The sequence below is a fragment of the Phreatobacter sp. GW821-FHT04C01 genome, from assembly GCF_059420385.1.
This window is the reverse complement of sequence record NZ_JBWKTP010000002.1, coordinates 295,962-309,456: the sequence shown is the minus strand read 5'-3', so window position 1 is coordinate 309,456 and position 13,495 is coordinate 295,962. Positions and strand designations below refer to the sequence as shown.

General features: G+C 65.8%; 12 protein-coding genes. 4 read left to right on the top strand and 8 right to left on the bottom strand.

From position 1 onward, the window contains the following. Nucleotides 1-156 precede the first annotated feature (156 nt). Nucleotides 157-1,572, top strand: coding sequence for an FAD-binding oxidoreductase (locus AC07WJ_RS08400; protein ID WP_494934108.1), 1,416 nt, complete (start codon nucleotides 157-159; stop codon nucleotides 1,570-1,572). Between the two features lie 199 nt (nucleotides 1,573-1,771). Here the strand turns inward: AC07WJ_RS08400 and AC07WJ_RS08395 are convergent, their stop codons facing one another. From AC07WJ_RS08395 to AC07WJ_RS08385, 3 genes are read right to left on the bottom strand one after another with little or no spacing between them, the layout of a single operon-like run. Then, complete coding sequence (locus AC07WJ_RS08395; RefSeq protein WP_494934107.1) at nucleotides 1,772-2,686, bottom strand: ABC transporter permease; 915 nt, start codon at nucleotides 2,684-2,686, stop codon at nucleotides 1,772-1,774. Continuing rightward, complete coding sequence (locus AC07WJ_RS08390) at nucleotides 2,683-3,423, bottom strand: ABC transporter ATP-binding protein (protein WP_494934754.1); 741 nt, start codon at nucleotides 3,421-3,423, stop codon at nucleotides 2,683-2,685. Before AC07WJ_RS08390 ends, AC07WJ_RS08395 begins: the two co-directional genes overlap by 4 nt. A 58-nt stretch (nucleotides 3,424-3,481) precedes the next feature. Further along, nucleotides 3,482-4,504 carry an ABC transporter substrate-binding protein gene (locus AC07WJ_RS08385; RefSeq protein WP_494934106.1) on the bottom strand — a complete coding sequence of 341 codons (1,023 nt, stop codon included), beginning with the start codon at nucleotides 4,502-4,504 and terminating at the stop codon, nucleotides 3,482-3,484. Nucleotides 4,505-4,738: 234 nt separating this feature from the next. Between AC07WJ_RS08385 and AC07WJ_RS08380 the strand changes: the two genes are divergently transcribed. Next, on the top strand, nucleotides 4,739-6,148 hold the full coding sequence (locus AC07WJ_RS08380) for an FAD-binding oxidoreductase (protein WP_494934105.1): 1,410 nt from the start codon (nucleotides 4,739-4,741) through the stop codon (nucleotides 6,146-6,148). A gap of 340 nt (nucleotides 6,149-6,488) precedes the next feature. Here AC07WJ_RS08380 and AC07WJ_RS08375 read toward each other — a convergent pair whose 3' ends face one another. Beyond that, complete coding sequence (locus AC07WJ_RS08375; protein WP_494934104.1) at nucleotides 6,489-7,430, bottom strand: N-carbamoyl-D-amino-acid hydrolase; 942 nt, start codon at nucleotides 7,428-7,430, stop codon at nucleotides 6,489-6,491. A gap of 336 nt (nucleotides 7,431-7,766) precedes the next feature. Between AC07WJ_RS08375 and cynS the strand changes: the two genes are divergently transcribed. Further along, the gene (gene cynS, locus AC07WJ_RS08370) at nucleotides 7,767-8,249 is read left to right on the top strand and encodes a cyanase (RefSeq protein WP_494934103.1); all 483 of its coding nucleotides are present in this window, start codon (nucleotides 7,767-7,769) and stop codon (nucleotides 8,247-8,249) included. A gap of 67 nt (nucleotides 8,250-8,316) precedes the next feature. Further along, the gene (locus tag AC07WJ_RS08365) at nucleotides 8,317-9,141 is read left to right on the top strand and encodes a CE1 family esterase (protein WP_494934102.1); all 825 of its coding nucleotides are present in this window, start codon (nucleotides 8,317-8,319) and stop codon (nucleotides 9,139-9,141) included. 6 nt (nucleotides 9,142-9,147) lie between these two features. On the opposite strand, the gene AC07WJ_RS08360 is transcribed toward AC07WJ_RS08365, so the two are convergent. From AC07WJ_RS08360 to hydA, 4 genes are all read right to left on the bottom strand, one after another. Next, nucleotides 9,148-9,936, bottom strand: a complete 789-nt coding sequence (locus AC07WJ_RS08360) for an ABC transporter ATP-binding protein (protein ID WP_494934101.1) — start codon at nucleotides 9,934-9,936, stop codon at nucleotides 9,148-9,150. Next, nucleotides 9,933-10,706, bottom strand: coding sequence for an ABC transporter permease (locus tag AC07WJ_RS08355; protein ID WP_494934100.1), 774 nt, complete (start codon nucleotides 10,704-10,706; stop codon nucleotides 9,933-9,935). Before AC07WJ_RS08355 ends, AC07WJ_RS08360 begins: the two co-directional genes overlap by 4 nt. A gap of 221 nt (nucleotides 10,707-10,927) precedes the next feature. Then, nucleotides 10,928-11,890, bottom strand: coding sequence for an ABC transporter substrate-binding protein (locus tag AC07WJ_RS08350; protein ID WP_494934099.1), 963 nt, complete (start codon nucleotides 11,888-11,890; stop codon nucleotides 10,928-10,930). A gap of 135 nt (nucleotides 11,891-12,025) precedes the next feature. Continuing rightward, nucleotides 12,026-13,450 carry a dihydropyrimidinase gene (hydA, locus tag AC07WJ_RS08345; RefSeq protein WP_494934098.1) on the bottom strand — a complete coding sequence of 475 codons (1,425 nt, stop codon included), beginning with the start codon at nucleotides 13,448-13,450 and terminating at the stop codon, nucleotides 12,026-12,028. Between the last annotated feature and the right edge of the window lie 45 nt (nucleotides 13,451-13,495).

Sequence of the window (13,495 nt, the reverse complement as noted above, 5' to 3'; positions counted from 1 at the left end):
ACGGAGATACCACTGGCTGCCTGTTTTCCCGGCAAAATGATAAAAAAAGCGACGTTTGGCATCCGCTGGCGGCGGCCCGCAGTCCGGGATTCTGTTCTGCTTTCCGCCGTGAAGCCCTGAACGAAAGCGTTTCGTGACGGCCTCAAGGGGCCTTGCATGACGCCTCAAAACGCGGCAACCAGCAGCATGACCATTCATCAGCCCCCTCAAGATCCCGCCCGCGGCCAGAAGCAGACCTATGACATCGCCGGCCTGATCGCGGCGCTCGGCGATGTCCCCGTCGTCACCGAGCCGGTGATCGTGCGTCGCCGCTCGCGCGATTTCTTCTGGTATTCACCCATCCTCGCCGAGGAGCTGAAATCGGTAGCGGCCGACATCATCGTCAAGCCGCGCAACGAGGCCGATGTCATCGCGGCTGCGGCCGCCTGCGCGCGGCTGCGGATCCCGCTGACGGTCCGCGCCGGCGGCACCGGCAATTACGGTCAGGCCATGCCGCTCGCCGGCGGCGTGCTGCTCGACATGACGGCGCTCGACCAGGTGATCTGGCAGAAGCCCGGCGTCGTTCGTGTCCAGGCCGGCATGAACCTGTTGAGCCTCGACAAGGCGACCCGCGAGCACGGCTTCGAGCTGCGCATGCATCCGTCCACCAAGCGCACCGCCACCGTCGGCGGCTTCGTTGCCGGCGGCTCGGGCGGCATCGGCTCGGTCGCCTATGGCGGCTTGCGCGAACCCGGCAATATCCTGGCGGCCCGCATCATCACGGTGGAGGAGCAGCCGCGCGTCCTGGAACTCCGTGATGACGCGGCCCAGAAGGTCAACCGCGCCTATGGCACGACCGGCATCATCACCGAGCTGGAAATGCCGCTGGCACCGGCCTGGCCCTGGGTCGACGTCATCGTCGCCTTCGACACGTTCTGGGAGGCTTTCGAGGCGGGCCGCGCGGTCGCCATGGCCGACGGCGTGGTGAAGAAGCTGATCACGCCGATCGCCGCGCCCATTCCCTCCTATTTCGGCGCGCTGAAGAGCGCCTGCCCCGAAGGCAAGAGCATTTTGCTCTGCATGATCGCCGAGCCCTTCCTCGACAGTTTCAAGGCGATCCTGGCCGGCCGCGGCACGGTGACCCACGAAGCGCCGTCGGAAGAGGGCCCCGGCCAGGTGCCGCTCTACGAATATTCGTGGAACCACACGACGCTGCAATGGCTGAAGACCGACCGCTCCATCACCTATCTGCAGCTGCTCTATCCGTTCGACCGGCTGGAAGAGAGTGTGCGCAGGATGACGACGATGTTCGAGGGCGAGGTCCTGCCCCATCTCGAATTCATCCGCTTCGCCGGCAATATCACCTGCAGCGCGCTGCCGATCGTCCGCTACACCACGCCCGAACGGCTGAACGAGATCATCGCGCTGCATGAGGAGCACGGCGTGCTCGTCGCCAATCCGCATGTCGTCAGCCTGGAGGACGGCTCGCGCCACAAGCGCGCCGACGCCGACCAGCTCGGCTTCAAGGCCGATGTCGATCCGATGGGCCTGTTGAACCCCGGCAAGATGAAGAGCTTCGTACCGGTGCGGTAGGCCGCGCCCTTCGTCCTGGCCGGGCTTGTCCCGGCCATCCACGAATTATCTCAGCTCCGACTTGTACTGGCCGCTGACACAAAGAACGCCGGTCTGCGCGAAAAACGGCCGGAAGACGTGGATGGCCGGGACAAGCCCGGCCAAGACGAGAAAGCCGCGAGGTCGGCCTCTGAAGGGCTCGGGTTGAACCCCCTCTCCCTCAGTTCTCGCGCTTCAGCGCGCTTTCGTGCCAGCGCCGCAGCAGCACGTGCGACAGCCAGCTGGTCGCCAGGAAGATCGCGATGCCGGTCAGCGAGATCATGATCAGGGCCGCGAACATGCGGGGGATCTTGAGCTGATAGCCGGCCTCCAGGATGCGATAGGCGAGCCCCGAGGACGAACCGCCCGAGCCGGCGACGAATTCGGCGACGACCGCGCCGATCAGGGCGAGGCCGCCCGAGATCTTCAGGCCGCCGAGGAAATAGGGCAGCGCCGCCGGCAGCCTCAGATAGCGCAGCGTCTGCCAGCGCGAGGCGCCGTAGAGCTGGAACAGGTTGATCAGGTTGTGGTCGGCCGAATTCAACCCGAGGATCGTGTTCGACAGGATCGGAAAGAAGGCGACCAGCCACGCGCAAATCAGCAGTGACAGGTTGATGTCGCCGACCCAGATGATGATCAGCGGCGCGATCGACACGACCGGCGTCACCTGCAGGATCACCGCGTAAGGGAACAGCGACTTCTCCAGCCATTTCGACTGGGTGAAGAGGACCGCGAGGCCGACGCCCAGGATCACCGCGGCGACCAGCGCGGCGGCGGTGATCTTCAACGTGACCCACAGCGAAGCCGACAGCGACGCCCAATCCTCGACCAGGGTCCGCGCGATCAGCAGCGGCCCGGGCAGGATGAAAGCCGGGATCTCGCGAATGCGGACCACCGCCTCCCAGGCGCCGAGCGCCAGGATGCCGATCACCAGCGGCGCGATGATGCCCGGCCAGGTCTCGGTCGAAATGCCCAGGACCTTGCGGTCCTCGCGATAGATCGGCCGGGCTTCAGCGTCGGTGCCGTCATGGGCGACGGCGGGGTGGGCGACGGCTGTCTGGGCGACGACCGGCGTCTTGAGGGTGGCCTCGCTCATGCTGAAATGGCCTCCTTGAGCTTTTCGGAGGCGATCCGGCACCAATGGGCGTAGTCGGCCGAGGTGCGGAACAATTCGTCGCGGGGATAAGGCGCTTCCACCCGGAGATCGGCCATGACGCGGCCGGGCCTTGCCGCCATCACCACGATGCGCTGCGACAGGTAGACGCTCTCGAACACCGAATGGGTGACGAAGACGGCGGAGAAGCGATTGGTCTCCCAGAGACCGAGCAGGTCGTCATTGAGTTTGTGACGGGTGATTTCGTCGAGCGCCGCGAAGGGCTCGTCCATCAGGAGAATCTTCGGCTGGGTGACCAGCGCGCGGGCGATCGACACGCGCATCTTCATGCCGCCGGAGAGTTCGCGTGGATAGCTGCGCTCGAAGCCCTTCAGGCCGACCAGCCCCAGCATGGCCGCGCCGCGCGCCTCCGCCTCGCCTGGCGACACCCCCTTCAGCTTCATCGGCAGCACGACATTGCCGAGCGCGGTTGCCCAGGGCATCAGGGTCGGGTCCTGGAACACGAAGCCGAGCTCGTGGTCGCCACTGGCCTCCGCCGCCGCCGGCCAGTCGATGGTGCCGACGCTCGGATCGCCGAGGCCAGCCATCATCCTGAGCAATGTCGACTTGCCGCAGCCGGACGGTCCGAGCAGGCTGACGAATTCGCCGGCCGCCAAGTCGAGATTGACGTCGCGCACGGCAATGGTGCCGTTGGCGAACTGCTTCGACACGTGCTGGATCGAGACGAGCGGCCTCGCGTCGCTCGCGGCACTTTTCGGGGATATCACAACCGACACGTCAGGCCTTGCCCACACCCTTGTTGATGAACCTCAGATCATAGGCCTTCTTGTAGTCGATGCCGGGCGGGAATACGCCGGCGTCGCGCATCTGGGTATAGAAGGTCTCCCAGCGGGCATCGGTCATGGCGCCGATGCCGAGCGTCAGGGCGTCGCCCGACAGGATGATGCCGCGCTCGGTCATCACCTTCACCGCATAGTTGATCTTGGCGATGTCCATGTCCGGATTGTCGCGCAGGATCGCGGCGTTCGCGGCCTCCACGCCCGGTCCACCCTTCATATATTCGGCCCAGCCTTCGAGCGAGGCGGTGACGAAGCGCTGCACCACGTCGGCACGCTCGGCGACCATCTTCCGCGAGATGTTGAAGGTGGTGTTGTAATTGGCGAAGCCGGCATCGGCGATCAGATGGGCGAGCGGAGTGACGCCGCCCTGCTGCTGGATCGCGAAAGGCTCGGACGACAGGAAGCCCTGCTGGCAAATGTTCTTGTCGGCCAGGAACGGCGCCATGTTGAAGGTATAGGGCCGGACCTGCTCGTCAACGAAGCCGAAGCGGGCCTTGAGGTAGGGCCAGTAGGACGAGCGGCCGCCGGCGGCGACCAGGATGGTCTTGCCCTTGAGCGCCTCGAAACTGTCATTGCCGACCCCCGGGTGGCAGATGATCACCTGCGGGTCCTTCTGGAAGATCGAGCCGATGCACAGGAAGGGCAGGCCCTCCTGGACATAACGGATCGCCTCGAAGGAGTTCGACATGATCATGTCGACGCGGCCGCCGAGCAGCAATTGCGACGGGTTCTGCTGCGGTCCGCCCATGCGGATATCGGCGTCGATGCCGTATTTGCGATAGATGCCGCTGGTCAGCGCCAGGTAGAAGCCGCCATGTTCGGCCTGAGCGCGCCAGTTCGTCTGGTAGGACACCTTGTCGAGGCCCTGCGCCGTCACCTGGCCCGACGTCATCAGATAGGCTGCGGAGACACCCGCGCCGAGCTTGAGGGCTGTGCGGCGCGTCAGACGAACGTGAGACATGGCGACCTCTTCGGTTTTGTCCTTGCAGGACTAATTCGATAGCGCGCAACGAGCAACGCGCGTGCCGCTTTATCCCTGGCTTTTGTATGGCTTCACTGACCAGCCATGCACAAGTTATCGGCATTTTGCCATAGCCTTGAGCGTGTGGCCGGTTTGATTCACACCGCCGTGCAATGCCCGCACGCCGGGAGTATCTTGACCGCGATCCAGTTCAGCCAGGCTCAAGGACAGCTGATGACCGTACCCGCGAATGCGCTCTCGCCCGCTCTCGACCGCCTGCGCGCCGATCTCGCCGGCCTCACGCTTGCCGACGATCCCGCCTCCATTCGCATGGCCAGCCGCGACTTCTTCTGGTTCTCGCCGATCCTGAAGGCCGAACTCGACGGCAAGCACGCCGACCTGGTCGCCGTGCCGCGCAGCAAGGACGAACTCGCCCGGATCGCTTCGGCCTGCGCCCGCCACCGCGTGCCCTTGACCATTCGCGGCGGCGGCACCGGCAATTACGGCCAGGCCGTGCCGCTGGCCGGCGGCCTGATCGTCGACATGCGCAAGTTCGACCGCATGATTTTCGCGCGCAAGGGGGCAGCCCGTTTCGAGGCCGGCGCCAACCTGCTCGACATCGACAAGGCGCTCGACCCGCACGGCCAGGAGCTGCGCTTCCATCCCTCGACCCGGGCCCAGGCGACCATTGGCGGCTTCGTCGCCGGCGGGGCGGCCGGCGCCGGCTCCTGCACCTGGGGCCAGATCGACAATCTCGGCGCGGTCACCGCGCTGGAGGTGATGACGGTGGAGGCCGAGCCCAGGCTGATCGAGTTGCGCGGCAAGGACATCCTGAAGGTGATGCACGCCTATGGCGTGAACGGCATCATCACCGAAGTCGAGGTGCCGACCGCGCCCGCCCATGACTGGGCCGAACGCATCGTGACCTTCGACAGCTTCACCGCCGCCGCCCGCTTCGGCGAGGCCTTCACCGAATGCGACGGCCTCGCCAAGAAGCTCGTCTCGATCCACGATCCGCGCATCGGGCCCTATTTGCGCCGGCTCGCGCCCTATCTCGACAAGGACCGCGCCTTCGCGGTGCTGATGATTTCCGAGCCGCAGGCCGATACCCTCGATCTCCTGATCGCCGACCATGCCGGCAAGGTCACCTTCCGGCGCGGCGCCGACGAGGCCAAGGCGGTCGCCTTCGGCACCCACAAGGAGCGCGGCGGCCCAGGCCCTCTCTACGAATACACCTGGAACCACACGACGCTGCACGCCATGAAGATGGATCCGTCCATCACCTATCTGCAGCTGCGCTACCCGCCACCCGACAGCCTGAAACTCGTCGCCTGGGCCGAGAAGCAATTCCACGACGACGTCTACCTGCACCTCGAATTCCAGCGCCGCCACGGCCAGGTGGTGCCCTCCAGCCTGCCGCTGGTCAAATACACCACGCGCGAACGGCTCGAGCAGATCATGGCCCAAGCGACGGAAGCCGGCATCCAGGTGTCCAACCCGCACACCTATGTGCTGAACAATGCCGGCTGGAAACAGATCAAGGCGCCGCAGCCCGAGTTCAAGCGGCTGGCTGACCCCCACGGCCTGATGAACCCGGGCAAGCTGCTCGGCTGGGAGACGGCGAACCAGGAGGCCGCGGAATAGCGCGTTGGGGCGAGGCTCCACGGTGTGGTGTGGCATTTGGGCCGAGCCCATCGCCTGCCGGCAGGGTCTCTACGTCATCCCCGGCCGAGCGAAGCGAGGGGAAGGGGATCCAGGGCCGGCGGGCTCCGCCTTCAACACAAGTTTAGAGCAGACTCCGCAGCTTCGACGTTTAAGCCCTGCAACCCCTGGATCCCCTTCCCCTCGCTTCGCTCGGCCGGGGATGACGTAGAGGTTCGAGTGCACAGCATCCGCGCTTAGTGACCTGCCATCGCCGAGCAATGAGATCGCCAGACGTTGTGCGAAACGAGGGTATCTCCCTCAACCACATTGGCCCTCCGCCTCACCCCTCCCCACGCCCCTCCGGCGGCACCGCACCGCGCTGCTGGACGATCCGTCCGTACTGCTCAGGCTGGCGGTGCATGTCGAAATTGAAGATCGTCGCCTTGTAGCTCTTCGTCAGGTCGAGATCGCAGCGCGCCACGATCAGCTCGTCTTCCTGAGTCAAGGCCTGACCGACGATCTCGCCGGTCGGCGCCACGATCGACGAGGCGCCGATCATCTCGCAGCCTTCCTCGACGCCGCATTTGGCGACGCCGACGACCCAGGTGCCGTTCTGATAGGCACCGGCCTGCATGACCAGCTGGTTGTGGAACTCGCTCAGCCGGTCATGGTCGGGCGCCGGCGGATTGTGCCGGGGCGTGTTGTAGCCGAGCAGGATCATCTCGACCGATTGCAGGCCCATCATCCGGTAGCTCTCGGGCCAGCGGCGATCGTTGCAGATCATCATGCCCATATGGCCGCCGAGCGCGTTCCACACGCCCCAGGACCGGTCGCCGACCTCGAAATAGCGCTTTTCAAGATGCTGGAAGGCGCGCCAGGGCTCGTGTCCGGCATGGCCGGGCAAGTGGATCTTGCGGTATTTGCCGACCTGCCGGCCGGTCTTATCGACCAGCAGCGCGGTGTTGAAATGCCGCCCCTCGGGCGTGAGCTCGGCATAACCGAAGGAAAAGCCGATGCCGAGCCTGGCCGCCTCGTTGAACAGCGGCGCGGTTTCGTTCGACGGCATTTCGCGCTCGAAGAAAAAATCGATCTCGTCCTGGCTCTCCATCCACCAGCGCGGGAAGAAGGTGGTCAGCGTCAGCTCGGGATAAACGATGAGGTCGCAGCGATGCGAGGCAGCTTCGCGCATCAGCTCGAGCATGCGCCTGACCACCGCGGCGCGGTTGTCGGCACGCTGGATGGCGCCCATCTGGGCGGCCCCGACTGTGATGATCCGGCTCATGCCGCTGTTCCTTCCACTGTTTGGCGAGCGACGACCACACGAGGCATCATCAACCCGGCCACGTCTTCCGCGCCGGAATAAGCAAGGCCCACACCAGAGATCCGCACGCGTTCCACAAGCTGTCTCCATGCCTTGCCGGCAGGCCGGGAGGCTCTCTCCCGGCGGCGCCAGCGTCCAACGTTCACTGCCTGTTTGATGAGCAGAAGAGCCAGCATGGCCGCCACCAGAGCTCTCACTCAAGGCCACCTTTTGCGCATCTGCGGCGCGGTGCGACTGGCACGCCGCTTGATGGCTCTTCAGCGCTGCGTTCCCCGACAGATGGTTTTGGAGACGGACATGATCCGCGAAGAGCTCACCGAGAAGATTCTCGACATCAAGCGCGAGAAGGACTGGACCTGGAAATACATCACCGAGGAGATCGGCGGCATCTCGCCGGTGCTGATCGTCGGCGCGTTGCTCGGCCAGATGAAACTGGTGAAGCCGCTGGCCGCCAAGGCGGCCGCCCTGTTCGGCCTCACCGCCAACGAGGAGAAGATGCTCAACGAGGTGCCCTATCGCGGCACGGCGATGCCGCCGACCGACCCGCTGATCTACCGCTTCTACGAGATGGTCATGGTCAATGGACCCGCCTGGAAGGCCCTGATCGAGGAGGAATTCGGAGACGGCATCATGTCGGCGATCGACTTCAATATCGAAATCGAGCGCGAGGCCAATCCGAAAGGCGACCGGGTCAAGATCGCCATGTCGGGCAAATTCCTGCCCTATAAATATTACGGCAACGAGCAGGGCATCCCCGACTACGGCTTCAAGGAAGTGTGACGAGGCACCGTCTATCCCGAGAGGCAGGCGTCTCTAGACTGGGCGGTGCCGATCCCGGGAGCCGCGCATGCGTCTCGTCCCCATCGCGGCGCTGGCAATGAGCCTTGCCGGCGCGGATGTTGCCGCTGCCGGCGATTGCCCGGTGGAGGCGCCGTGCCATGTCGCGACCGGCGACTACGTGCTGCGGCTGCCGGCCCATTGGGACGGCCGGAGGCCGCTGCCCCTGCTGATGTTCTTCCACGGCTTCGCCGACACGCCCGCCGGCGTGCTCGCCAATTCCGACATCGGTTCGCTGGCCGACAGCCAGGACCTTTTGCTGGTGCTGCCCGCGGGTCTTGACCGGCGCTGGTATGTCCGCCCCGGTGCACCCGCCCCCCGCGACGATCTGGCCTTCGTCACCGCGGTGCTCGACGACGTCATGGCCCGCTATCCCGTGGACGCGCGCATGGTGGTCGCCGGCGGTTTCTCGGCCGGCGGCTTCATCACCTGGAACCTCGCCTGCTATCGCCCCGGCCGGTTCACCGGCTTCCTGCCGGTCGCCGGCGCCTTCTGGGAGCCGGTGCCGGAGGGGCCCTGTCCCGGCGGCCCGGTCCGGCTGCGCCATGTCCATGGCCGATGGGATGGGACGGTGCCGATGGCCGGCCGCCGGGTCGGCGCCGGCGCCAAGCAAGGTGATGTCAGGGCGAGCCTGGCCGCCCTGATTCGTACCGACCATTGCGCCGCCGTGCCCGCGCAAAGCGAAGAGCACGGCCAGAACTGTTCGACCTGGCGCGGCTGCGCCGCCGGCGGCGCGCTGGCCTTCTGCAGCCATCCCGGCGGCCACGAGGTCAAGGCGCGCTGGCTGGCCGAGGGGCTCGCCTGGCTGCGGGCGCTCGACGCGCCCCGCCATTGAAACCGCTCAGAGCCCGCTCGACACCGCCAGCATGGTCTCGCCGCGGATCTCCTCGGTGAGCCGCTCCTCGAGCGCGGCAAATTCCGCCGTGGTCTTGATCTTGTAGGAGCGTGGATGCGGGAACGGCACCGGCACCTCGCATTTGAACCGGCCCGGCCGCGCGCTCATGACAAGCACGCGGTTGGCCATGAACACCGCTTCCTCGATGTCATGGGTGACAAACAGCACGGTCTTGTGGTGCTGCTCCCAGATCGACAGCAGCAGCTCCTGCATCAGCGAGCGGGTCTGGTGGTCGAGCGCGCCGAACGGCTCGTCCAGGATCAGCACCTTCGGATTGTTGGCGAGCGCGCGGGCCAGCGCGGCGCGCTGCTGCATGCCGCCGGACAGCATCTTCGGGTAGTGATTGGCGAACTGGGTGAGCCCTACCTGGGCCATCAGCTTTTCGGCGATCGCCTGGCGCTCGGCGAGCCCGACGCCACGCTCGCGCGGCCCGAAGGCAATGTTCTCGGCAACCGTCAGCCAGGGGAACAGCGTGTAGCTCTGGAACACCATGCCGCGATCGGCGCCCGGTTCCTTCACCGGCGCGCCATCGAGCGTGACGCTGCCCGAGGTCGGCTGGTCGAGGCCGGCGACGACACGCAGCAGGGTCGACTTGCCGCAGCCCGAGGGCCCGAGAATGGCGACGAACTCGCCTTCCGAGACGGTCAGGTCGACCGGCGCCAGGGCTTGCGTCGGCGGCCCGCCATGGACACCCGGAAAGGTTCGGGACACGGCCTTGATGACGAGGTCGCTCATACTGCGCTCCACGGGAACAGCTTCCGGTTCAGCGCCTTGAACAGGTAGTCGGAAATGAGCCCGATCACGCCGATGACGATGATGCCGAAAATGATCTGGCCGGTGGCGAGCAGCGCCTGGCTTTCGATGATCATATGGCCGATGCCGGAGGACGAACCGATCAGCTCGGCGACGATCACATAGGTCCAGGCCCAGCCGAGCACCAGGCGCAGGATCTCGGCGATCTGCGGCGCGGCATAGGGCATCAGCACGCGGGCGACGATGCCCCGGTCCTTGGCGCCGAGCGTCAGCGCCGCCTCGATCAGGTCGCGGCGGATCGAACCGACCGCCACCGCCACCATCAGGATGATCTGGAACACCGACCCGACGAAGATGACCAGGAGCTTCTGCACTTCGCCGACGCCGGCCCACAGGATCAGCAGTGGAATGAAGGCGGAAGCCGGCAGATAGCGGGCAAAGGACACGAAGGGCTCGAAAAAGGCCTCGACCGGCTTGTAGGCGCCCATGGCGAGCCCGATCGGCACCGCGATGATCGCGGCGATGACGAACCCGCCGAGCACGCGCCAGACGGTCATCCCGATGTCGAAGATGAAGCCGTGCTTGGTCAACAGCGTCCAGCCGTCATTCACCATGGTCAGCGGATCGGCCAGGAAGATCCGCGACACGAAACCGCCAAAGGTGAAGAAGCTCCACACCGCGAAGAACAGGACGAAGAAACTGATCCCGAGGATCACGCGCGACGTCGCGGAGACAGGTTGAAGAGGCCTCATGACGTCCTTTGTCGGTCGGGCGCCGCACAATGGGCGACGGGTCGCCCGGGCGAAGGTGACGGAAAAATGCGCAGGCGGAAATGCGGCGGATGCACTCGGAAATGAAGACCGCCGCACCCGGATGACCGGGAGCGGCGGCACGCTTCTAAAGCATTTTCACGCAATGGAAACCAGTCCGCGCCCCGCGGGCCGTTGTCTCACCGCAACAGCGAAGCGTCGCTTCACTGGATGAAGCGGGTATCGACCATGCGGGTGAAGTCCGGCTTCTGCCTGATGATGCCGAGGTCGAGCAGCAGGCTCGCGGCCTTCTCGGTGAACGGCAGCCAGTCATTGGCGAAGAAGGCGCGGTTCTCCTCCGGTCCCGACCAGCGCAGATAGCGCGCCGAGGCGCCGAACTGCTCGGGCGTCTGGCGAACGTCGGCACCCATCAGCGTATAGGCCCGCGTCTGGTCCGACTTGATCAGCTCGAGCGCTTCGAAATAGCTCTTCACCAGCGCCCGCACCGCCGTCTCATTGGCCTGGATGAAGGCCGGCGTGCAGCCGAACGTGTCCATCACCATGGGGTAGTCGAGCGTGGTCGCGATGATCTTGCCGGCCTGCGGCGCGTCGCGCACCGCCGACAGATAGGGCTCGTAGGTCATGGCACCGTCGTTCTGCCCGGCGATGAAGGCCTGCGCCGCCGGTCCCGGCTCGAGATTGACCACGGTCACGTCGCGAATGGTCAGCCCGTTCTCGCGCAGCATCCAGGCGAGACCGAAATAGGGCGCGGTGCCGGGCGGCGAGGCCGCGATCGTCTTGCCGCGCAGGTCGCGGATCGAATTGATGCCGGCGCGGACCGCCAGGCCGTCGGCGCCGTAGCTCTTGTCGAGCTGGAACAGCTGGGTCGTGGCGATGCCGCTGGCGTTCCAGGAAATCCAGGTCTCCACCGTGGTGGCGGCGCACTGGACGTCGCCCGAGGCGATGGCGAGGTGGCGGCTTGCCTGCGGGATCTTGCGGATGGTCACGTCGAGGCCGTTGCGGGCGAAGATGCCGGCCTCTTTCGCCAGCGTCAGCGGCGCGAACCCGGTCCAGCCGGAAATCCCGATCGAGACCTTGGTTTGCGCACTCGCGGGGCCGGCAAGAGCCAAACCCGCGACAACGGCGACACCGGCAAGCAGCCGGCGCGCAAAGGACCGTGGCGACATTCTCATACTCCTCTGGTGGCGGTCTCGAGCACGCCGCCTCTGCTTTCACTCTAGAAGTGCGAGGCCAGCGGTTTGGATACGGACATATCCTTAGAAGGCCGAAAAAGCCCGGGGAAAGCGCGATGGTTTCGCGCCTCACGCCCCCAGCGGCAAGGCGTAGGGGCTCTTGTCGCGCTTGAGGAACCGGCCATCGCCCGGGCTGCCCAGCACCTTGCCCTCTTCCACCACGGTCTTGCCGCGGGCGATCGTCATGACAGGATAGCCGGTGACCTCAAAACCTTCCCAGGGTGTGTAGTCGGACCCGTGATGCAGGATCGCCTGGCGGAGCGTTTCCTTGCGGTTGGCGTCCCACAAGACGATGTCGGCGTCGGCGCCGACCGCGATCGTGCCCTTCCTCGGATAGAGCCCATACATCTTGGCGTGATTGGTCGAGGTCAGCGCGACGAATTCATTGGCCGAGATGCGGCCCTTGGCAACGCCCTCCGACCACAGGATGGGCATCCGCGTCTCGACGCCCGGGATGCCGTTCGGCACCCAGCGGAACGAGGTCTTGCCCTTAGGGTTCAGCTTGCCGCGCGGGCTGTCGTAGAAGAACGGGCAATGGTCCGACGAGAAGGTCTGGAACACGCCCTGCTGCAGGCCCTCCCAGATCGCCTTCTGGCTGTCACTGTCGCGCGGCGGCGGCGAGCAGACATATTTGGCCCCGCTCATGTCCATGTTGAGGCCCTTCATGTCATCGGCCGTCAGCGTGACATATTGCGGGCAGGTCTCGGCATAGACCTTCAGGCCGCGCTGGCGCGCCCAGCGGATCTGCTCCATCGCCTCGCGGCCCGAGACGTGGACGATCATGATCGGCACGTCGAGGAGTTCGGCATGGCTGATGGCGCGGTGCGCCGCCTCGCGCTCGACGATCTCGGGCCGCGACACGCCGTGATAAAAGGGCGCGGTCTTGCCCGCCTGTTCCAGCCGGTCGGCCAGGAACTTGATCGAGTCGTAACCCTCGGCATGGACCATGACGAGCGCCTGCTCGCGCCGGGCGACCGAAAAGACCTCGAGCAATTGCCGGTCGCTCAGCACCAGGTCGTCATAGGTCATGAACACCTTGAACGAGGTGCAGCCGTCGGCGAACAAGGCCGGCAGCTCCTGGTTCAGCACCGTCGGCGTCGGGTCCGAGACGATCAGATGGAAGCCGTAGTCGATCAGCGACTTGCCCGCGGCCTTGGCGTGATAATCGCTGACGCAGGCGCGCAGCGACGTGCCCTTGATCTGCATGGCGAAGGGGATGACCGTGGTGTTGCCGCCGGCCGCCGCCGAGCGCGAGCCGGTCTCGAAACCGTCCGCCATGGTCACGTCCGGCCCGGAATCCTGGTCGAAATGAACATGGCTGTCGATGCCGCCGGGCATCACGAGCAGGCCCGAGGCATCGATGGTGCGGGCCGCCCCCGTGACCGCCTCGGCGAGCACTGCGATGCGGCCGTTCCTGATACCGATATCGCAGCGGATCGTGTCCGACGCGGTGACGACGGTGCCGCCGCGAATGGCGAGATCGAGATCGGACATGGCGGGCTCCTCAACAGCACGGGCGATCCTGTGGCACCCCATTTC

What these genes read in the sequence shown, in the direction of transcription:
- AC07WJ_RS08400 (WP_494934108.1), top strand. Translation starts at nt 157, where the DNA reads ATGACGCCTCAAAACGCGGCAACCAGCAGCATGACCATTCATCAGCCC.
- AC07WJ_RS08385 (WP_494934106.1), bottom strand. Translation starts at nt 4,504, where the DNA reads ATGTCTCACGTTCGTCTGACGCGCCGCACAGCCCTCAAGCTCGGCGCG.
- AC07WJ_RS08355 (WP_494934100.1), bottom strand. Translation starts at nt 10,706, where the DNA reads ATGAGGCCTCTTCAACCTGTCTCCGCGACGTCGCGCGTGATCCTCGGG.
- AC07WJ_RS08395 (WP_494934107.1), bottom strand. Translation starts at nt 2,686, where the DNA reads ATGAGCGAGGCCACCCTCAAGACGCCGGTCGTCGCCCAGACAGCCGTC.
- cynS (WP_494934103.1), top strand. Translation starts at nt 7,767, where the DNA reads ATGATCCGCGAAGAGCTCACCGAGAAGATTCTCGACATCAAGCGCGAG.
- AC07WJ_RS08380 (WP_494934105.1), top strand. Translation starts at nt 4,739, where the DNA reads ATGACCGTACCCGCGAATGCGCTCTCGCCCGCTCTCGACCGCCTGCGC.
- AC07WJ_RS08350 (WP_494934099.1), bottom strand. Translation starts at nt 11,890, where the DNA reads ATGTCGCCACGGTCCTTTGCGCGCCGGCTGCTTGCCGGTGTCGCCGTT.
- AC07WJ_RS08360 (WP_494934101.1), bottom strand. Translation starts at nt 9,936, where the DNA reads ATGAGCGACCTCGTCATCAAGGCCGTGTCCCGAACCTTTCCGGGTGTC.
- AC07WJ_RS08375 (WP_494934104.1), bottom strand. Translation starts at nt 7,430, where the DNA reads ATGAGCCGGATCATCACAGTCGGGGCCGCCCAGATGGGCGCCATCCAG.
- AC07WJ_RS08365 (WP_494934102.1), top strand. Translation starts at nt 8,317, where the DNA reads ATGCGTCTCGTCCCCATCGCGGCGCTGGCAATGAGCCTTGCCGGCGCG.
- hydA (WP_494934098.1), bottom strand. Translation starts at nt 13,450, where the DNA reads ATGTCCGATCTCGATCTCGCCATTCGCGGCGGCACCGTCGTCACCGCG.